Raw genomic sequence first — 20559 nt, 5'->3', positions numbered from 1 at the left:
TTCAAAACAGATCGCCGGCCGGCCCCGGCATCATCTGCGAGCGCACCAGCGGAATCGGCGGACCGCCGTAGGACAGGAATTCGTCGTTGAACAGCTTCCATGCCTGCCGGCCGCCGCGACTGCTGGCCCAGTCGTCGCGCAACTTGCGAATCATCAGCTTGCCCAGCGTGTAGTTCAGATAACCAGGATCGTACGTGCCGCGCGCTGCCTGCTGTCGAGCATTGCCGGCATCCTGAAACGCCTTCTCCTTGAACATCTGCTCGCATTGATCGACGGTCATGCCCTGAGTGTGCAGACCGATCGCACACATGTAGCGCACATTCCGTAACAGCGCGTTCAGCAACTGACCGATGTGCTTCTCGGGCTCGGTGGCCGCGATGCCGTGCTCGATCATCAGCTCCTCGCCGTAGTGAGCCCAGCCTTCAGCAAAGGCATAACCGACGAACAGCTGACCGAAGCGCCACGGCGAGCGATTGGAATGCAGGAACTGCAGGAAATGGCCCGGCCACACTTCATGAACGGAAGTGAATAGCAGATCGGCCTTGCCCGGCACGTACGCGTCCTGCTCGGCCTTGGACCATTTCGGATCCGGCGGCGCGATGTAATAGATCGACGGCAGCTCCTTTTCGAACGGCCCGGGAATATTGATGTACGCGAAATTCTGGCGCCGATAGGCAGGCGCCTCCTCCACTTTCGCTTCCTCGGTGCCCGGAATACTGACGATGTCGTGATCCAGAATGAATTTCTTCAGGGTCTCGAGCTGGGTGCGCGCGCCGGCGACCGCGCCGCCTTCGGGCTTGTCCGCGTTCATGCGAGCGACGCACTCCTCGATCTTCGTGCCGGGCGCGAAGGCCTTGCACGCTTCATTGAGCGCGGACAGATTGCGCTCCAGATCGGCGCGCCCGATGTCTTCGAGCTTCTGCAGCGGCACGTCCACGTTCTCCGTCATTCGCAACATGGCGGAGAAGCGTTCGGCGCCGAGCGCATAGTTGTCGTTGGCGGTGGCACGCTGAGACTCCAGCCACTTGCTGAAGTCCTCCATGGCCACGGCGGCCGGCTCGATGGCCGCGGTCAGTTCTTTCTTCAGGTCATCGGGAATTCCCGCGAACGCCTGCGGCACGTCGTTGCGATAGAAATCCACGAAGCCGCCGAAGCTTGCGACACCGTAATCGATGAAGGTTCGCGGCAGCGGCAGTTGCAGGTTGCCTTTGATCTGCCCCAACACCGTCGGCACCTGCTTCACATAGGCAATGAACGCGCGAGCGCGCTGATCCACCGGCGCATAGGGCGTCGTCACATAGGTGCTCGGATCCAGGCCGTTATCGAAATACCAGGCCGGGTTGGTGAACGGCTGGCGCGCCTCGCGCAGCGCGAACAGATCGTTGTCGATGCGGCTCACGACGTAGTCGCGCTGGAACCGCTCCTCCGGCATCAGACCGTCGTCCTTGAAGTCGACCGCCCGGGTGCGCATCTGCTCCAGCCGCGCAATTTCTTTCTTGAGGCCCTCGGCGCTCCAGTCCGGCAGCTGGCCGTCGAACTCGTGCTTGCCGCTGACCACCGCGAAGCTGGGGTGAGTGCGAAAATAGCTGTCGACGAATTCGTCGACATACTTGGACCATTCGACATTGACGACCGGCTCGGGCGTCGCGGTGGCTCGACCGGTCGTTGCATCGACCGGCGGTGACGAGCGATCGCATCCGGCCAGTACGGCCAGCACCGTGATGACGCACAGAGTGCGACGTAGACCTGCCATTCCCAACCCTCGGCAAAAGGTAAGCGCCGATGATAACCGCTCGGCGCCAGCCGGGGGGACACCGGCCGCAGCCGGCGTCCGCTGGGCATTTTTTACGATGGGTTCAGAAATTCATCCGTAACGACACGCCATAGTTGCGCGGCAGGTTGGTGAGATAGCCGACGCGGGCGCGAAATCCGCGCTCACGATCCAGCGACAGGAACGCCCGCTCGTCCCACAGATTGTTCACATACAAGGCCGCCTCCCACACCTCCGACTTCACGCCGAAGCGCAGATTGCCCAAATCGTAGCTGGGCAGCTCCGGCTGGAACGTGAACTGCGAGATGGTCGGCGCGCCGAACGCGAAGAATCCCGGCGCCCCGGCACACCCCACGCAACCGGTCGGCGGTTCCTGATCGGCCAGCTGAGTGTAGGACGAGCCCACGTGTTGATAAGTGAGGTTCACGAAGCCATCCAGCGACGGCGAGAACTGCCAGTTGTAGGTGGCGCTGGCCGCCGCCTGGAATTCCGGCGAGGTGGGCAGCCGGTTGCCGTCGCGAATGCCGGCGATCGGCGCGCCGGCGGCGTTCAGACGCGATTCGGTGATCTCGGCCTGTACATAGGTCGCCGACACTCCGAGGTCCCAGTGCTCGTCGGGCCGCGCGAACAATTCCACCTCCGCACCGATGGCCTCGGCCTTCGCGTTCAGCACGATGCGCGAGGAGCACGAACCCGCGTCGGCGATCACTTGCAGATCGTCGATGTCCGAATAGAACACCGAGGCATTCAACGTGACGCGCCGGTCGGCCAGCAGGGTCTTCGCACCCAGCTCGTAGTTCAGCACTTTCTCGTCCTGGAATGTCGGCTGTCCGCCGTAAGTCACGCGATCCTCCGGAGTGCAGAGCGTGACGTTGAGCGGATCGTTGATGCCGCCGAGACGAAAGCCTCGCGCCACTTGCGCCGTCAGCAGCACATCGCTATCCGGTTTGAAAGCAAGAATCACTCGTGGCGAAAAACCGTCCGAGTCGGTCGAGCCGGGCACGTTGGTATAGCCCATATCGGCGAACACACCGGCGAAGGTCAGGTGTCGATCCTCTTTGAAATCGTAATAGCGCAGGCCTCCGGTCAAGCTCCACTGCTCGTTGAAATGCAGCGTGCCTTCACCGAACGCCGCGTACTGTTGAAAGGTATAGGGCACCTTCGAGTAATACGGCGTGTCGGGCGGCGCGTTGAAGCCCGCGCTGGTCGGAAATCCCAAGCGCACGAGCAAGGCATCGTAGCCTGGCGTGGGCAGATCCTGGCCGTAGTCGCGATCGATATCCTGATAGAACGCGCCGACCAGCCATTCGAAGACGCCGCCGCCGTCGGAGGCGAGGCGCAACTCCTGACTGAACGCCTTGAGCGACGTCCTGTCGTACAGAGGCGAGTTCAGACGCACGTCCGCCGAGGTTGCGATTCCACTAGTACCACTCAATGACAACGTGACGCTGCCTGTGAGTTGACTCGCATCGCGCAGCACGGTCAGATCGCGATCGGTGTAGGAACTGACGGAAGTCAGGGTCACGCCGCCGAAACCGAATTCCATTTTCAGATCGGCCAGCTTGATCTCATCGTCGATGCCTTCGCGCAACTGCGTGACCTGTCCCCGTTCGCCTGGATTCACCGGCGGCTCGGTGGTGGTGTAGGGATTGCCCAGAATGTTGTACGCATCGATGCGCGGATAACCGTCGGTCTTCAGCTTCTGATAGACGATGCGCGGCGTAATGGAAACACGATCGCTGGGCTGAATGAGCAGCGCCACGCGGGCGCCGCTCTTCTCGCCGCTGTTGACATCTTCTTTCACGGCGCGGCCCGGATAATATGAATCGATGAAGCCGGCCAGCTCGTTGTAATAACCGACCACGCGCAACGCCGTGATCTGTCCCATCGGCAAGTTGATCATGCCTTTGATATCGCCGCCCCAGTCGGTGTCGGTGCCTGTGTAGCCGCCGACCTCGACGGCGCCTTCCATCTCCCCCAACTTCGGCTGCCGTGTGATGTAACGCACCGTGCCCGCCGAAGACCCTGCGCCAAACAACGTGCCCTGCGGACCCCGCAGGACTTCGAAACGTTCCAGATCGAACAGATCCAGATCGGGCGTGAACAGCGCCACCGAAATCGCCGACTCGTCCAGATACACGCCCACCGACTCCTTCACGCCAGGCTGATCGCGCACCACTTGTCCGGCGCTGATGCCGCGGATGGCGACCTGGCTCTGGCCGGGGCCGAGATCGGTGATGGTCAAACCCGCGAAATTGCGCGACAGATCGACGATGTTGTCGGAGCCCGAGTTGCGGATCTGACTCTCACTCGCGGCCGCGACTGAGAACGGCACATCCTGCAGAGCCGATTCGCGCTTCTGCGCGGTGACGACGATCGTCGCCAGAATATCTTCCTGTGCCGGCGGTGTTGCGGCTGCCGCGCTGCGCGGCGTGGCCAATCCCATTGCAGAAGCGATCGCGACCAAGATCACGGCGTTGTGCTTGCTCATTGGATCCTCCCAGATTGCTGATGACGCCGCGCTCAGAACTTGAGCGCGGCTCGGGCGTGGATATATCGGCCGGGCACGGGATAGAGCGTGCCGTCGTAGTTATTCAGATCGCAGCTCAGACACGGCGGAGGATCTTCGTCGAGGATGTTGTTGATGCCGATCGCCACCTGCAATTGATGATCGAACGCCGACGGCGTCCAGCTCAGCTGCAGATCGGTGTAGAACCGGCTGTCCATCTTGTTGGTCAGATTCACCGGATCGGAACACAGGCTGGCGGCCAGCCCGGCGTCGACCACCGAGCCCGGGCAGGTCTCGGTGAGCTCACTCAGATAGCGCAGCGTCAGCGATGTGACGAAGTCATGCAGCAGCCAGTCGACGGCAAGTGTCGATTTGTAACGTACGTAGCCGCGCGTCGGCGAACCCACCTCGATGCCGGCGCGCTCCGTCCCCACCAGCCCGTTGGTGCCGAGCGTGAATTCCTTGTAGCCGCCGAGATAGGTGTTGGCCCACTGGAATCGCAGCCCGCCCCAATTCTGCTCCGGCGTCGCCAATATCACCGTCCAGTCGAAGCCGTCGGTTTCGATACGACCGATGTTGGTGAGCTGATTGGCGAACGCGGTGATGGAACCGCCCGGGCCACGGACGATGCCATCGCAGAACAAAGGTGACAGTGTGTTCACGCAATTGGTCAGCTGAATCTGCGCGGACAGCGCCTGAATCGCATCCTCGAGCTTGATGTTGTAGTAGTTGACGTCGAATGTCAGATCGCTGATCCAGGACGCGTTGTCGGCCCACGACGGGTTGTAGGTGAAACCGACAGTCCAGGTCTTCGACGTCTCCGGCTGCAGATTCTCGTTGCCACCGGTCTGTACGCTGATCTGCTGATTGAGCTGAGTGAACGTCGTCGGCACGCCCAACGCCGCGCAGTTCGCCTGCACCGTCGCCGACCCGTTCACCAGATAGTTGGAACAAGGATCGTTGATGTTGCTGTCGAAGCGCGAGCCGGTGTTGAACAGCTCGCCGATGTTTGGCGCGCGGAAGCCTTCGGCATAGTTGGCGCGCACCGCCAGATCGTCCACCACGCGCCAGTAGATGCCGCCTTTCAAGACATTGTCGCTGCCGATGTTGTCGTAGTCGGAGTAGCGCACCGCCGCCGACAACTCCAACCGTTTGATCGCCGGCAGATCGCCGAGGATCGGCGCGCGCAATTCCAGATAAGCCTCGCGCACCCGCGTCTCGCCTGCCGTCGGCAGCGCCGGAACGTCGGCCGTCTCACCCGCCTGCACCGTGGCGTCCGGCGTGAACGAACCGGTCTCCTTGCGATATTCGAAACCCAATGCGTACGCGAACGGACCGGCCGGCAGATCGAAGATGTCGCCGCTGAGGTTGGCGATGATGTCGTTCAACTCCTGCGCGCTCTGGTCGCTCTGCGTGAACGTGGCCCAGTCGAGCATGGCCTGGGTGATGCTGCCTTCGCCGTTCGGGCCTTGACCGCCGAAGATGTTGAAGGGCACGCAGCTGGGGACCGCCAGACACGCCGCCTCCGGCCCAAGCGCCAGCGCCAGCTTGCGTGAGTTGAAAATGTTGTGGCCGAGCTGCGAGGCATTGTTCTGTCCCCAGTTCAGGCTCACATCCCAGAACATCGGGCGCTTGCCCAGATGCAGATCGCCGCTCAACGTGCCGGACACCAGCCAGGTATCGACGGTCTGTTCGAAGATGCGCGGCCCGGCTTCCAGCGGGCGCCGGCCGATGGTGATCAGATTGGTCCGGCCGTCCAGATCGATGCCGAACGGGTTGTAGCGCTGATCGGCCGGAATGAAGATGTTGTCCAGATAGAAACCGGCACCGGCATCCGACCCCATGGGCAGCGGATTCGGCGCCGCTTGATTGCTGGACTTGCGATTCGTATACGCCGCCGTGAACTTGAACACGACGTTATCGGCGATGTCGTACTCCGCCTTGCCGAACAGATTGACCCGCCGGGTCGGCGTGATCAGATAGTTGTAGGGCCGATAGTTGAATCGATCCGCCGTGCCGAACGCATGGAAATCGCCGCTCGCCGGATCGTTGGGATTGTAGAGGGGCAGCGTGACGCCATCGTTGAGCACGCCGTTGTTGAGCGTGATATCGATGACATCGGGCGAACCATCGCCATCGAAGTCGCCGCGTGGATCCAGAAAGATGAAACGCCCCTGCGGCGTATTGCCGCTGGCGCCGACGCCCGGAGGCGCACCGTAAACGACTTCACGAGACAGCGCGCGATCGCTCGAGTACACGGCGTCCTGCCGCGTGTAGCTGGCAGCGAAGAAAGCGCGACTGCGCTCACCCCCGGAGCCGAATGAGAAGCTGTAGTCCTGCGTGTAACCATCGCCCTCATCGAACATCGCTTGATTGGTTTCGAAATTGGCGCCGCTGAAGTCGGAACGGGTGATGATGTTGACCACGCCGGCGATGGCGTCCGATCCGTAAATCGGTGACGCGCCATCCTGCAGGACTTCGATTCGTTCGATCGCCGCGGTCGGTACCGTGTTGAGATCGACCGCACCGGACACGCCGCTCGCCGACGAACCGCGCACCCAACGTTTGCCGTCGACCAGCACCAGCACGCGCTTGGAAGTGAGATATCGCAGATCGATTTCGGCCGCGCCCGCGCCGATGCCGCCACCATCGGGCGGAAAGCCGAGATTGCCGCTGGCGTTGTTGGAACGATTGATGGCGGAGCCCGAGATGGGCATGCGCTGCAGATAATCCCCGACCGATACTTCGCCACTGCGGGCAATGTCCGCTGCGGAAGCCGTCTGCAGCGGCGCGACTGCGTCAACCGGGTTCTGGCGAATTCTGGAGCCGGTGACGATGACTTCTTCAGGCTGGTTTTCCGCACCCGATGCGGCCGAGCAGCAAATCATGAGTGTTGTCTGAGCGACACACAGGCCCGCCGTTGCAGACAACCGACGGGCACGCCAACGATCGATCTTTCTTGTTGCCATGATCGGCGACCTCCGCTGGGATGAGGTCGGAACGTAGCACCGATCAGTGCGCGGCCAATACGTCTATATACTGAACGTCGATACCGGCATACATCGCCACCGATTGCATACTTTCTGGCTGCCGCTTTTTCGCATCACTCGCTAGTGCAGCGCAATGATTTGCTCGTATACAACTAGAACAAATTAGCAAACAAATAGCGGTAGGCACTGGGCTCGATCAGCGCGACGTAGACCAGGCCGGTAATCGCACCCCCCAAGTGAGCATCGTGATTGATCCGGCCCTGCGGATTCCGCGCGGCGTACCACGTGTAGGCGAGATACCCGATACCGAACAGCGGCGCCGGGATCGGCACTGGAATCGGAATGATGTACAGCGACTGATCGGGAAAGAATACGATGGCCGCGAACAGCACCGCCGAGATCGCACCCGACGCACCGAGACAGGCGTACTCGGGATTGTTCTTTTGTTTGAGATAGGTGCCGAGATGACTGATCAGCAGACCGGCGATATACAACACCATGAAGTGGGTCGAGCCGATGGCCTGCTCCAGCAGGAAGCCGAAGAAGTAGAACGTCATCATGTTGAAGATCAAGTGCATCAGGTCGGCATGCACCAGGGCGCTGGACACGATGGTGTCGTACTGGCGCCGGCGCAGGAACCAATAGGGCCGGAACAGGCAGCGATCGATGAGCTTGGGATTGCCGAACAGGCCGATCAGACTGGTGGCGATGGTGACGATGAAAACGATCAGCGCAGGGGACAGCTGCAAGCTCACGGGGTTGGGTTCCTGACAGACAAGGGGAGCCGACTCGCTATTGTGCCGGAATCGTCCGACACGGGCGCGGCTCAATCTTGCAAAAGCTGCTTTATGGCGGGACCTCACGGGATTACTGTAGCCGTCAAATGTCCGCCCCACCGGCACCCGGCGACGACCGCATCGGCATGCTCGACACCACGCGCGGTATCGCCGTGCTCGGCATCCTGATGATGAACATCACGGGCTTCGGGCTGCCGTATTCCTATGACAATCCCACCGTGTGGGGCGATGAGTCCGCTGCCGATTTAGCTGTATGGCGCTTCATGGCGCTGTTCTTCGAAGGCACGATGCGCGGCCTGTTCACGCTCCTTTTTGGTGCCAGCGCCTTGTTGTTCCTGCAGCGTCATACCGCGAACGCCAACGACCTGCGGCCCGCCGATCTGTATTTTCGTCGTACCTTGTGGCTGATCGTCTTCGGCCTGTTCAACGGTTACGCGCTGCTCTGGAGCGGCGACGTGCTGTTTTATTACGGTTTCGCCGGCCTGGCGCTGTTCGTGTTCCGCAATCTCTCGCCGCGCCGCCTGCTGATCCTCGCCGCCATCTTCATGTCTCTGCAAACGATGATCTCGGTGGGCGAATGGCTCGACTTCCGCGAGACGCAGGCACTCGCGCAGGCGGCGTCCGCACGTCAGGCCGCGGGCGAACCGTTGGCCGACGGCGATCAGGAAGCCATCGAGAACTACACCGCTCTGCAGGCCGAGTTCCGCCCGGAACAGGAGAATCTGGAAGCCTATGTCGCCAATGTGCGCGACAGCTACGCCTCGGCCTTTGGCGTGCTCCGAGGCGATACGTGGTTCATGCAGACCGAGTTCTTTTTTCGACACGGCATCGTCGAATGTTTCGGCATGATGCTGTTGGGCATGGCGCTGTTGAAGCTGGGCGTGCTCACCGGCGCCAGCTCGACTCGGACGTATCTGGCGATGATCGTCATCGGCTACACCATCGGGCTGATCGTGAATGTTGCCGAGGTCCGTCACTTGGAAGGGGCAGACTTTTCGCCCCAAGCCCTGATGGATGTTCTGCTCACCTACGATCTCGGCCGGATTCCCATGACGATCGGCCACCTCGGCCTGATCGCGCTCCTCTGCCGCACACCGTGGCTGACGAATGCATCGCGGGTGTTTGCCGCCGTCGGACAGATGGCGTTGACGAATTACCTGACCCAGAGTTTGTTGTGCCTGCTGATCTTCACCGGCGCCGGCCTCGCGCTGTACGGCCAGCTCGCAAGACATGAGCTGTACTTCGTCGTCATCGCGATCTGGGCGATACAGCTGATCTGGAGCCCGCTGTGGCTGCAGCACTTCCGCTACGGACCGGCGGAATGGTTGTGGCGATCAGCGACCTATTGGCGGTGGCAACCGCTGCGCCGTGCCCCGGCGGCAACCACGCAGGTGTCGGCTCCGACCTAGCGTCTGAATGTGGCCGCGGTGAAGTAATCCGCGCAAGGCGCCGTCTCTGAGAGAAAGAGTATTTTTTAAAAAGTAAGCTCCCCCTCCCGTTCACGGCTGTACAACGGCAGGGGGTTGGGGGTGGGTCTTCCGCTCACGGTAAGGATCAAGACGTAGACTCCCCGCCCTGCGCCTCAAATATCTTCCTTACCGACGCCATCGTATCGGCCTCCTCCGGCCGCTTGTCATCCCGATATCGTTTCACTCTCGCCAGCCGTAACGCCAGACCGCCGGGATACCGCGGGCTCGCCTGCAAGTCGCTGAACGCAATCTCCACCACCAGTTCCGGCCGCACATACACCGTCCAGTCATCGCGCCGGGTCTCGCGAGACAGAAACTCCTTCGTCTGCCACTCGAGCATCGCATCCGTGAGACCCTTGAACGTCTTCCCGAGCATCACGTACTCGCCCGTCGCCGGATCGAGCGCGCCCAGATGCAGATTCGACAACTTCCCCGTACGCCGCCCATGCCCCCACTCCGCGGCAAGCACAATCAAGTCCAATGTGTGAGCCCGTTTGATCTTGAGCCAGCTCGCGCCTCGATTGCCCGCCTCGTACGGCGCCGACAACGATTTCGCCATGATGCCTTCGTGACCGGCGGCAATCGCAGCGTCGTAGAACCCACTCGCCTCTGCTTCGGACGCAGTCACGAGCCTTGGAATGATGAACTCAGCCGGCACTGCCAGTGCCAGTGCCTCATAACGATCACGTGTCGGTCGATCCGCGAGACTCTCTTCCCCAAGCCGCAAACAATCGAAGAAGTACGCCCGCATCGGCAGCTCGGCCTGCAGCTTCTCGACATCGAGCTTACGACCGAACCGACGCATGGTGATCTGGAAGGGATGCGGCCGGCCCGCCGCGGTAAAGGCGATCGCCTCCCCGTCGAGAATGACTTCGCGCGCCGGCAACTCCTTCACCAACGTCGCAATCTCCGGCACGGCGGCAGTCACCTCGTTGAGACTGCGCGTATAGATGTGCACGGAGTCGCCACTCTTATGCACCTGGATGCGCGCACCATCCATCTTCCATTCAAACACCGCGTCGTCGCCCAATTGCTCGAGCGCTTCGCCCACATCGGCCGCAGTTTGCGCCAGCATGGGCGCGACCGGCGAAAGCAGCTCCAACTGAAAGTTAGCCAGCGCACTCTCGCCTTCGACCAGCGCCGCGTGTGCTACGGCACCGAGGCTCTTCGCATACATCGCTGCGCGTCGGACTTTGTCGACCGGAATCTGAGCGGCAGACGCAATTGCATCCACCATCACGCCAGCCAACGCGCCTTGGCGTAGCTCGCCAATCAGCAGGCGCATCAGGAAATGTTGTTCGGCCTCCGTCGCCCGCACGAACAATTCACGCAAGGCGTCCGCGCGACGCGTTGTCGATCCCGCGCCGCGAATGCTGGCGATCTCGGTCAAGCGCTGATCGACTTCCAGCACGGAAAGCACAGGTTCGCTGGCGGGCGACTCCGCGCTCGCGGTCTTCAACACCGCATAACCGATGCCGAACTTCCCCTGCGGCGTCTCGCCTGAAAGATAAGCGACACCAATGACAATCTCGTCCGCCGTGAACTGTCGCAAGCACGCCGCCAGCTCGCGCACCTTCGCCAGCCGCGCCGAAGTGGACGCGACTTTGGAAGATGTCTCGACGATCACGGCCAATAGCGTCATGACTCACGACATAGCGGCCGCGCTGTGCGCACCCCGCGTCAACAGGTCCTGGTTACTTCTTCACTGCTCGCGCACGTAGCGTAACGCGATGACACGGTTCAAAGTTGCAACCGGACTCGGGAACGACTCACACCGCCCAAAAGAAAATGGCAGGGCCCTTCCTTGGGCCCTGCCTAGTGCAGGATGAAGCGGGAGGTGCCTTCCTCCTGCCAATGAGCAATCGATTGGCGGATTACTTGTACTTGTACTTCAGACGCACGCCGACCTCGCGACGCTGGCCCCAGCTATAGAACGTCCGCGGCGTTCCGTAGAACGCTTCGGTCTTGACCTCCTCATCGAGCGCGTTGGTGACAAACGCCTCCGCAGTCCACTGATCCGTGCTCGAACGGTACGCGATAGCCGCATCCACCATGGTATAGGCGGGCTGAAGGCCGAAGTCCTTTTCGCCCGGGTCGGTCGGGCTCAACGTACCCTCAGGCCGGTCGGTGCGATTCTCCCAGCCGAGGAACATGTCGTCGTAGTAGCTGGCGCGAATGCGCGGCACCACCGCTGCGCCACCTGGCAGCGGGAACTCATGCGAATACTGCACCGTCAGCTGATATTCCGGCGCATACGGCAGGTTGTTGCCCGCGAAGTTGAACACGTTGCCGACGCAGGCGCCGCTCGCCTCGACACCGAAGGCGCAGTTGTTCCAAATGCGGCCGCGCGCGTCGCCGAAGTTCTGTTCGTTGCCGAAGAACTCGTCATACTTCGCATCCAGATACGCAAAGGTCGCGGCGAGCTGCCCTCTGCCGTCGAACAATCCCGCCGACGCCTCCAGCTCCAGACCCTTGATGGTCGCGCCGCCGGCGTTGGTGTTGGTCAGCGTCGACTGGCCGGTGACCGGATCGATGACTGCTCCCGTCACCTGCATGTCCGAGAAGTCCATGTAGAACACGTTGGCACTCAGCCGCCAGTCCCTGAAATCCGTCTTGACGCCCAGCTCGATGCTGTCGACCTCTTCAGGCTTCTGCAGCAGAGAGTTGTTGCGCGAGAAATCGAGCGAGCCACTGGGCGTCACGAGATCGTCGTAGCCCTTACCATCCTGCAGGACGCCCGATTTCCAGCCGGTCTCGTACGACAGATACATCATGACCGTGTCGGTCAGGTCATATTCGCCGCGCGCCATCCACGTCGTCTTGCTCCAGTCGCCTTTCATGTCGTTGTACTGGCGGTAGTAACAACCCTGCGCACCGTTCAACGCAGCCGCGTTACGGACGAGATTATTCGGCAGAGCGCCGCGCAGAGCGAAGGTGCAGTCGATCGAACGACCGCCCTTATCCTCACGTGTATCGTCGATGTAGCGAGCGCCCGCGGTCAGCCGTAGCGCGTCGGTAACCTTGAACGTGCCCTGCGCATACGCGCTCTGAGTTTCCAGGGAGCGCGCTGGCTGTATGAACGTCGACAGCACCGTGGACTGGTCCTGCGGTGTGAAGCCCCAGCTCCCGTGCAGCATATCGAAGCGGATGCTGTTTTCTTCTTCGAAGTAGTAGAGGCCCGCGGTGTAGTTGAAGCGCGCTTCGGTCGGATTCGTGAGCTGCAGCTCGTGCTGCGTGCCCTTGTAGCTCGAGTCCACCGTGTTGCGCGTGTCGCCTTGCGGCTCGTTGCCGTACATCTGGGCCTGGCTGAATTCGGCGTAGCCGCCGATGTAGCTCAGCGTGTAGCCCTCGCCGAAGCCGACATCGAGACGCGTGCGGAGACTGTCGGAATCCAAGTCCAGGTTGCCAGCCGCGGTCGCGTTGTTGACCCGATGTTTGAAATCCTGGCTGGCGACGTCGCCGGTACCCCGATTGCGGAAATTCTCGTAAACGAGGTGCCAGCTCACGTCGTCGGACGGTTTGAACAGCGAGCTGACTCGGAACGAGCTGAGATCGATCGTGCCGTACTTGCGCGAGGAGGCAAACGGATTGCCCGGCGCGTAGTCGGTCTGACCTTCCTGCTCATCCTTGGCGCCAGCGACGCGGATGGCCCACTTGTCCGTGATGGGCACATTGGCCATGCCACGGAGCTGCAGCATCGAGTAGCTGCCCGCGGCGATCTCGCCCGAAGCATCGAAGCCATCCAGACGGGGTTTCGCCGAACGGAGCGAGACGGCGCCGCCGGTCGAGTTGCGTCCGAACAGCGTGCCCTGCGGACCGCGCAGCACCTCGACGCCATCGAGGTCGTACATCATCACCGTCGTGCCCTGGGAACGGGCCGAGAACACGCCGTCCGTGTAGAACGCGATGCCCTGATCGCCGGCTTCCGTCTGATTGCGCGTGCCGAGGCCGCGAATGAAAACCAGCGGCACGGCGTGATCGCCGTTCGAGAAGAATTGCAGATTGGGCACGAGGCCGCGCATGTCGAGCAGCGTCGAGACGTGATTCTCATCCAGGGCCTGCTGACTGAAGGCCGAGATCGCCAGCGGCGTCTCCTGCAGATTCGTCTCGCGGCGCGTCGCGGTCACGACGACGGTTTCCAGCCCAGCTTCCCCCGTCTCGGCAGCCTGAACGCCCGCCGACATGGAGAGGCACATGCCTACCCCACCCAGTACCAAAGGCACCTTCCGCATGTCATCCCCCGATTGTTCGCACTTTGTTCCGTGGTTGCTACGAGCGTTGCCAGGAGCCCACGCCGGACTGTGCGGCTGAGCGCTCCCTGACTGCGCTGTTGGGGACGCATCCTAAGGTCAGAATGACAGCGCTGTCCAAATATTTTTGAGTCGCGCATCTTGCGCGCTACCGCGGCCCTGACGGTTTTGGCTAATTATGCGGTCCTGGCACCATCTGAAGTCCTTGTTCGCGTTGACTATCGCTGGACATTTTTGGCCAGGAGCCCGTACGCTTCGTGGCACGGCCTTGTGGTCCATTAGATACAGCAGCACGTGCGTCGGCACCCGGCCGCGCGCAATGTTCAGGGGAGAAACCGTGTCCGCCATGCGAATTCGCAGCGTGCTCATCGTGGGAGGCGGCACTGCCGGCTGGATGACGGCTGCCGCGCTTTCGCAGGTCCTGCAGAACGACTACTGCGCGATCCGCGTGGTCGAGTCCGAAGAAATCGGCAGCGTGGGCGTCGGTGAAGCGACCATTCCCATGATCTCGGTCTTCAATCGGCTGCTCGGTCTGGATGAGAACGACTTCGTGCGCCAGACCCAGGGCACGTTCAAGCTCGGCATCCAGTTCGTGGACTGGGCCGCCCTCGGCCGCAGCTACCTGCACCCCTTCGGACCTTTCGGCACCGATATCAAGGGCGTCTCCTTCCATGCCTGGTGGCTGAAACTGCGCTCGCTCGGCGAGCCGGCCGACCTCGATGACTATTCACTGCCCGCGGTCGCGGCACGCAACGGCCGGTTCATGCGGCCGGTGCAGACCGGCAACACGCCGCTCGCAACGCTCTCCTATGCATTTCACTTCGATGCGGCGCTGTATGCGCGCTACCTGCGCAACTATGCGGAGAAGCGCGGCGTCGTACGCACCGAAGGCAAGGTAGTGGACGTGCAGCTCAACGGCGAGAACGGCTTCATCCAATCGGTGCAGCTCGCGAGCGGAGAGCGCATCGAGGCGGACCTGTTCATCGACTGCTCGGGATTTCGCGGCCTGCTCATCGAGCAGGCGCTCAAGAGCGGTTATGAGGATTGGACCCACTGGCTCCCCTGCGACCGCGCCGTGGCCGTGCCTTCTGAAAACGTCGGCGAGCCCCTGCCCTACACGCGCTCCACCGCACGCGGCGCCGGCTGGCAGTGGCGCATTCCGTTGCAACATCGCACCGGCAATGGCTACGTGTATTCGAGCAACCACCTGAGCGATGACGAGGCGGCACGGACGTTACTCGCCAATCTCGACGGACGACCGCTCGCCGAGCCGCGGCTGCTCAAGTTTGTGACTGGGCGCCGTAAGCGCTTCTGGATCAACAACTGCGTGGCCATCGGTCTCGCCAGCGGATTCATGGAACCCCTCGAGTCCACCAGCATCCACCTGATCCAAAGCGGCATCGCCCGGCTCCTCTCGCTCTTTCCCGACCGCCAGTTCGAACCCGCGGACATCGAGGAGTACAACCGCGCCTGCGCCTTCGAGTACGAGCGCATTCGCGACTTTCTGATCCTCCACTATCACGCGACTACGCGCGATGACTCGCCGTTCTGGAATCAGTGCCGCACCATGAGCATCCCGGAAAGTCTGCGGCAGCGGATGGAGTTGTTTCGCAGCCGAGGCCGCATCTTCCGCCAGGACACCGAGCTGTTCACCGATACCAGCTGGTTCGCGGTGTTCATCGGACAGGGGATCGTGCCGCGGGGCTACGATCCTATTTGTGACACGTTGTCTGCTGAGGACTCACGGCGGCGGGTGCTCCAGGTTCGCTCGGTCATCGCCAACTGCGCTGGCGCCATGCCGAGGCATCTGGATTTCATTCGTCAGCATTGCGCGGCGTAGAGTCCACCCGGCCGCCCCACTAGCGCTGCGGGCCATCCGGCCCTTCCTCAGCCGCACGCAGCACGGCGCGCCAGCGCCAAACCAATGGGCGTGAGGGCAGGCATATTTAGCCCAGCGCGGAACGCGCGCCAACCTGAACGAATTGCATCGACTCCACCGCCCCGCGCGAAGCGCCGGTTTTGAGATGATTCCAGCGACATGAAGAAGTGGGCTCCCTTGCTCTGGATTCCGATGCTGGCCCTGGCCGCCTGGGTCCTGGCCGACCGCCTGGAAAGCATCGATTTCCACGACGTGAAGCAGCAGGTCCTGGCGCAGCCGCTCGGCACCATGCTGCTCGGCCTGCTGTTCAGCACCGGTGTGTACGCATTGGTGGGAATCTACGAAGGCATCGCCGTCCGCATGGCCAGTGGCCGGAAGATGTTCGGCATCGCGTTCCGCACCGCCATCATCTCCAATCCGATCGGCCGCGCCATCGGTCTCGCGCTGGTGAGCGGCGGCGCTCTGCGTTATCGAATGTATGCGACCGTCGGCTTATCGGCCCGGGAAGTCGCCGCCGTCGTCGTGCTGGCCGCCATGCCTTATTTCTTCAGCGTCGGCTGGCTCATCGACTTGTCACTGTTACTCAACGCCGAAACCGCCGCGAAAGCCTTACGCCTCTCCACCGACACCGTGCTGCTACTCGGCGCCCTCGGTCTAACCAAAGACCTCGCATGGCTGACGTTCGTCATCCGTCGCAAAACACCGCTCATCATCGGCGGACAAACCTTGCCGGTGCCGACATTTCGTGACACCTCGTTGCAACTGATCATCGGCCTGGTGCAGATCTCGTTGATGACGGGCATTCTGTATCTGTTCATGCCCGAGGAGCTGAACATGAGCTGGCCCGCCTTCATCGCGATCTACTGCATCGCCTTCGTCGCCGGTCAGCTCAGCAATGTGCCGGCCGGGCTGGGCGTGCTGGAAGCGGCGTTGTTATTGATGTTGCCGCAGGTCCCGCCGGCAAAACTGCTTGGCGCGGTGCTCGCCTATCGTGCGGTGTTCGAAATCCTGCCGCTGCTGGTCGCGCTGGGACTGTTGCTGACGTTCGAATCGACCAGCGCCAGCGGCTTCGTGCGCCGCCGGCTGCTGCGTCGATAGATTACAAACGTCCCATCGCTTCCTGCGCCCACGCCTTGCCGTTCCCGGCTTCCGCCACGGGTACGCAGGCCTTGAAGCCGCCGGGCACCGCGACGTATTGCAGGACTTCCGTGGCGCCGACTTTCGAACAGAAGAAGCCCAGCAGCGTCAGCTCGCGGGTCATGAGAATGAAAGGACGCTTCAGATCCTTCGGGCGCGGATCGTAGGCGAGCTCGGTTGCGATGGCGTCGTCATTGAACTTCTGCACCTGTTCGGTCTGCTGCGCCTTGCTCAGCTCCACGAACGGCTTGTTGTGCGCCTGGCGAGCCGCATCGTCGAATTCCTTCAAGCCGGCCAGATACCGATCGCGATCCGCCTGCTCATAGACATCCTTGAGCATGGTGTCGATGAACCCAGGAACGCCGACATCTTTCGAGCCCGGTGTGTTGGTGCGTGGAATGATGATCTCCGCGACCTCAGCCACGATCGCGCCTTGTTCCTTGCTGAAGAACACCGGCTGCCACAGCGACTCTGCTTTTTTGGGCGCGCAGCCGTTGAGCATGCCGAGGATCGCCGGCGCCGAGACCGCGCCGCCCATCAAATAGGCGACCCGTTGCAACACCTGGCGACGATTCATATTCATGTTGTCGTCAATCATGAGCGACACCTCAGACGTTCATGCGCTTGAGTTCTTCGACCGCGTGATTGCAGGCACGCGCGGTCAAAGCCATGTAGGTCAGGGACGGGTTCTGGCACGCCGCCGAGGTCATGCACGAGCCGTCCGTGACATAGACGTTCTTGCACGCGTGCACCTGATTGTGCCCATTGAGCACGGACGTCTTGGGATCGCGCCCCATGCGCGCCGTGCCCATCTCGTGAATGCCCAGGCCGATACCCATCTCGCGATCGTAGGAGCGCACATTGCGGTAGCCCGCGGCTTCGAGCATTTCGGCCGCGTCGTTCGCCATGTCTTTACGCATGGCCAGCTCGTTCTGTCTGAGCACCGCGTCGAACGACAGCACCGGCATGCCGTATTTGTCCTTCTTCGAAGTATCCATGGTCACGCGATTCTCGTGATACGGCAGGATCTCGCCGAAACCGCCCAGCCCCATGTACCAGGGCCCGGGTTCCGCCGCGCTTTCCTTGAGCTTCTCACCGAGCTTGGTATCGAGCATCAGCCCGGTCCAGCCGCCGCGCGACGCACCGCCTTGATAGCCGAAGCCGCGCAGATAATCGCGCTTGTCCTTGCCGACGTTCCGGTATCTGGGAATGTAAATGCCGTTCGGGCGGCGACCGGTGTAGTACTTGTCGTCGAAGCCGTCGACCATGGCGCGCGCGCCGATCTCGAGCTGATGATCCATGATGTTGCAGCCGAGCTCGCCGCTGTCGTTGCCGAAGCCGTTCGGGAAGCGCTTGGAGATCGAGTTCATCATGATGTACGTCGAACCGAAGGTCGACGCGCACAGGAAAATCACTTTGGCGAAGAAGTCCGTCTGCTCGCGCGTCTCCGCGTCGAGCACGCGCACGCCGGTGGCTCGCTCCTGCTTCTCGTCGTAGATGATTTCGTAAACGATGGAATTCGGCCGCAGTGTCATGTTGCCGGTCTTCTCGGCCGCCGGCAGCGTGCTCGACTGACTGCTGAAGTACGCACCGTACGGGCAGCCGCGAATACACATGTTTCGATACTGGCAGGTGCCACGCTGCGGACTGTGCGCCAGCGGCGCGGTCAGATGCGCGACGCGGCCGATCGTCAGCTGGCGACCGAGCTTCTCGGCCACTGCCTGTTTGAAATGTTTCTCGACGCAATTCATTTCCATCGGCGGCAGGAACTTGCCGTCGGGGAGCTGCGCGAAGCCTTCGTTCTGGCCGCTGACGCCGATGAACTGTTCGACGTGGTCGTACCAGGGCGCGAGGTCGTCGTAGCGGATCGGCCAGTCGACCGCGACTCCGTCCTTGGCGTTGGCCTCGAAGTCCATCGGGCTCCAGCGATAGCTCTGCCGGCCCCACATGATGGAACGGCCGCCGACGTGATAGCCGCGGATCCAGTCGAAGCGCTGCTTCTCGGTGTACGGGAAGTCGTTGTCGTCCACCCACCAGTGCTTGGACGCCTGCGTGACCGCGTAGCCCGTGCGGGCCGCGGTTTCGTGACGCCTCAACTCCTCGGCGGTGGCGCGCCCGGCGTATGGGAAATCCCATAGGTCGGTGGTCGCAGTGGGATAGTCCTGGACGTGCCGGACCATGCGGCCGCGATCCAGGACCAGCGTCTTCAAACCCTTTTCGGTCAGTTCCTTGGCCGCCCAGCCGCCACTGATGCCCGTGCCGACGACAATGGCGTCGTAGGTGTTCTCGTTCATCCAACCCCCTCGCGCCGCCCTCGTGGCAGCTCAGAATCTATGGCTAGTTTCCGGAGTGTAACCGGTTGCATTGGCCGCCAGTATGCATCGCCGGCCGGCCCGCTGGCGAGTGAATTGTCAGTCAATAATCCGGGGTACGGGCCGGGCCCCGGCGCCGGGCCGCTGCATCAACCAGTAGACCGGCAATCCGGCCGCGAACAGCGCCATGCTCCACCAGAACTCTTCGGCGCCGGCGCCGAACAGCGTCCACAGCGAATACACGGACGCCAGCATCGCTATTAGCAAGAAAGGCGACAGCCGCCGCCCGGCCGAGCCCAGCAATCCGTCCCAGCACAGCTTGAGCGCGGCCACGGCACAGCACAGATACATGACCAGATACGTCGAGGTGGCGATCAGAATGATGAAGGTGAACACCTGCACCATCGAGCGACTGTAGTTCATCAGCACCAGCGTGGTGAGCAGCAGGCTGGTGATCACCAGCGACGCGCCCGGCGTGCCGTGTTTCGATTCGCGAGCGAACACTTTGGGAAACACGCCCTCGTTGGCCAGCACCCGGGGCATTTCCGCTTGTAACAGGATCCAGCCATTGAGCGCCCCGAAGCCACTGACGAAGGCGAACAAGGCCAGCGTGCTGGCGATGCCGTCGCCCCAGAACATTCGAATGACCTCGGCCAGCGGCGCACTCGAATCCGCGAGTTGCGAGGCCGGCAGCAACAACACGACGATGGAGCACGTGAGGATGTAGATCACCGCGGTGCCGAGCGTGCCCCAGAAGGTCGCGAGCGGAATGTTTCGTTCGGGATGCTCTACCTTGCTCGAGGGCACCGTGGCCGATTCCAGCCCGAGAAACGCCCATAGAGTCAGGATGGCGGACGCGTTGATGGCGGGCCAGGAGTATGCGGTGGGCTCGGCCTTGATGACCGAGGTGTCGCCTTTCATCAGCAGCCAGACGCCCAACGCGACGATCGCGACCAGCGGCAACAACTTCAGCACCGTCGTGACGATTTGCACGCTGCCAGCTTCACGGGCACCCCGCCAGTTCACGTAGGTCAGCACCCAGATGATCACGCACGATGCAATCGCGGGTCCGCCGATCGTCTGCTTGATCCAGGGAATCAACTCGGCGAGATACGCCACGGTCGCGATGGCGATGGCGGCATTGCCGACCCATGCGCCGATCCAATAGCCCCAGGCGGTGAGAAATCCGATCCGGTCACCGAAGGCGACGCGCGCATAAACGTACGGGCCGCCGGCCCTTGGAAACAGCTTCGCCAGCCGGGCAAACACCGCCGCCAACGCGACCGCGCCGACCGACGTGATGAGCCAGCCGAAGATGCTGTTGAGCCCGTACGGCGCCAGCGACGCGGGTAATAAATAGACCCCCGAGCCGACCACGTTACCGATCACCAGCGCCAGGCACATCCAGAAACCCATCTGACGGCGTGGCGATGGGGTGCTCATGG

At 62.1% G+C, this 20559-nt stretch carries 12 protein-coding genes; 3 read left to right on the top strand and 9 right to left on the bottom strand.

Annotated elements, in window-relative coordinates:
* Window position 1: 1 nt before the first annotated feature.
* The 4 genes from EKO19_RS08510 to EKO19_RS08495 all read right to left on the bottom strand — a co-directional run bounded on the left by EKO19_RS08510 (window position 2) and on the right by EKO19_RS08495 (window position 8025).
* Window positions 2-1753 (bottom strand): DUF885 domain-containing protein, encoded by a 1752-nt coding sequence (locus EKO19_RS08510; protein ID WP_129775891.1) that lies wholly within the window; start codon window positions 1751-1753, stop codon window positions 2-4.
* 103 nt (window positions 1754-1856) lie between these two features.
* A complete protein-coding gene (locus tag EKO19_RS08505; protein ID WP_129775890.1) occupies window positions 1857-4262 on the bottom strand; it encodes a TonB-dependent receptor in 2406 nt (801 codons plus the stop codon).
* A 32-nt stretch (window positions 4263-4294) separates the two neighbouring features.
* The gene (locus EKO19_RS08500; RefSeq protein WP_129775889.1) at window positions 4295-7249 is read right to left on the bottom strand and encodes a TonB-dependent receptor plug domain-containing protein; all 2955 of its coding nucleotides are present in this window, start codon (window positions 7247-7249) and stop codon (window positions 4295-4297) included.
* Between the two features lie 173 nt (window positions 7250-7422).
* The gene (locus EKO19_RS08495; RefSeq protein ID WP_157995171.1) at window positions 7423-8025 is read right to left on the bottom strand and encodes a rhomboid family intramembrane serine protease; all 603 of its coding nucleotides are present in this window, start codon (window positions 8023-8025) and stop codon (window positions 7423-7425) included.
* A gap of 128 nt (window positions 8026-8153) precedes the next feature.
* On the opposite strand from EKO19_RS08495, the gene EKO19_RS08490 reads away from it, so the two are divergent.
* Entirely contained in the window at window positions 8154-9476 is a 1323-nt protein-coding gene (locus EKO19_RS08490; RefSeq protein ID WP_129775887.1) for a DUF418 domain-containing protein, read from the top strand.
* A gap of 145 nt (window positions 9477-9621) precedes the next feature.
* On the opposite strand, the gene EKO19_RS08485 is transcribed toward EKO19_RS08490, so the two are convergent.
* The gene (locus EKO19_RS08485; protein ID WP_129775886.1) at window positions 9622-11178 is read right to left on the bottom strand and encodes an ATP-dependent DNA ligase; all 1557 of its coding nucleotides are present in this window, start codon (window positions 11176-11178) and stop codon (window positions 9622-9624) included.
* A 232-nt stretch (window positions 11179-11410) separates the two neighbouring features.
* A complete protein-coding gene (locus EKO19_RS08480) occupies window positions 11411-13768 on the bottom strand; it encodes a TonB-dependent receptor (protein ID WP_129775885.1) in 2358 nt (785 codons plus the stop codon).
* A 337-nt stretch (window positions 13769-14105) separates the two neighbouring features.
* On the opposite strand from EKO19_RS08480, the gene EKO19_RS08475 reads away from it, so the two are divergent.
* Window positions 14106-15626, top strand: coding sequence for a tryptophan halogenase family protein (locus EKO19_RS08475; protein WP_175596990.1), 1521 nt, complete (start codon window positions 14106-14108; stop codon window positions 15624-15626).
* Window positions 15627-15824: 198 nt separating this feature from the next.
* Window positions 15825-16763 (top strand): lysylphosphatidylglycerol synthase transmembrane domain-containing protein, encoded by a 939-nt coding sequence (locus tag EKO19_RS08470; RefSeq protein WP_129775884.1) that lies wholly within the window; start codon window positions 15825-15827, stop codon window positions 16761-16763.
* 1 nt (window position 16764) lies between these two features.
* On the opposite strand, the gene EKO19_RS08465 is transcribed toward EKO19_RS08470, so the two are convergent.
* The 3 genes from EKO19_RS08465 to EKO19_RS08455 form a co-directional block, all read right to left on the bottom strand.
* Entirely contained in the window at window positions 16765-17400 is a 636-nt protein-coding gene (locus tag EKO19_RS08465) for a gluconate 2-dehydrogenase subunit 3 family protein (RefSeq protein ID WP_217705184.1), read from the bottom strand.
* 10 nt (window positions 17401-17410) lie between these two features.
* On the bottom strand, window positions 17411-19096 hold the full coding sequence (locus EKO19_RS08460) for a GMC oxidoreductase (protein ID WP_129775883.1): 1686 nt from the start codon (window positions 19094-19096) through the stop codon (window positions 17411-17413).
* A gap of 117 nt (window positions 19097-19213) precedes the next feature.
* Window positions 19214-20557 (bottom strand): amino acid permease, encoded by a 1344-nt coding sequence (locus tag EKO19_RS08455; RefSeq protein ID WP_129775882.1) that lies wholly within the window; start codon window positions 20555-20557, stop codon window positions 19214-19216.
* Window positions 20558-20559: the final 2 nt, after the last annotated feature.

The organism is Peristeroidobacter soli (assembly GCF_004138485.1).
GTDB lineage: Bacteria > Pseudomonadota > Gammaproteobacteria > Steroidobacterales > Steroidobacteraceae > Steroidobacter > Steroidobacter soli.
Note: the sequence above shows the minus strand (reverse complement) of the source record. Positions and strands in the feature narration are given on the sequence as shown.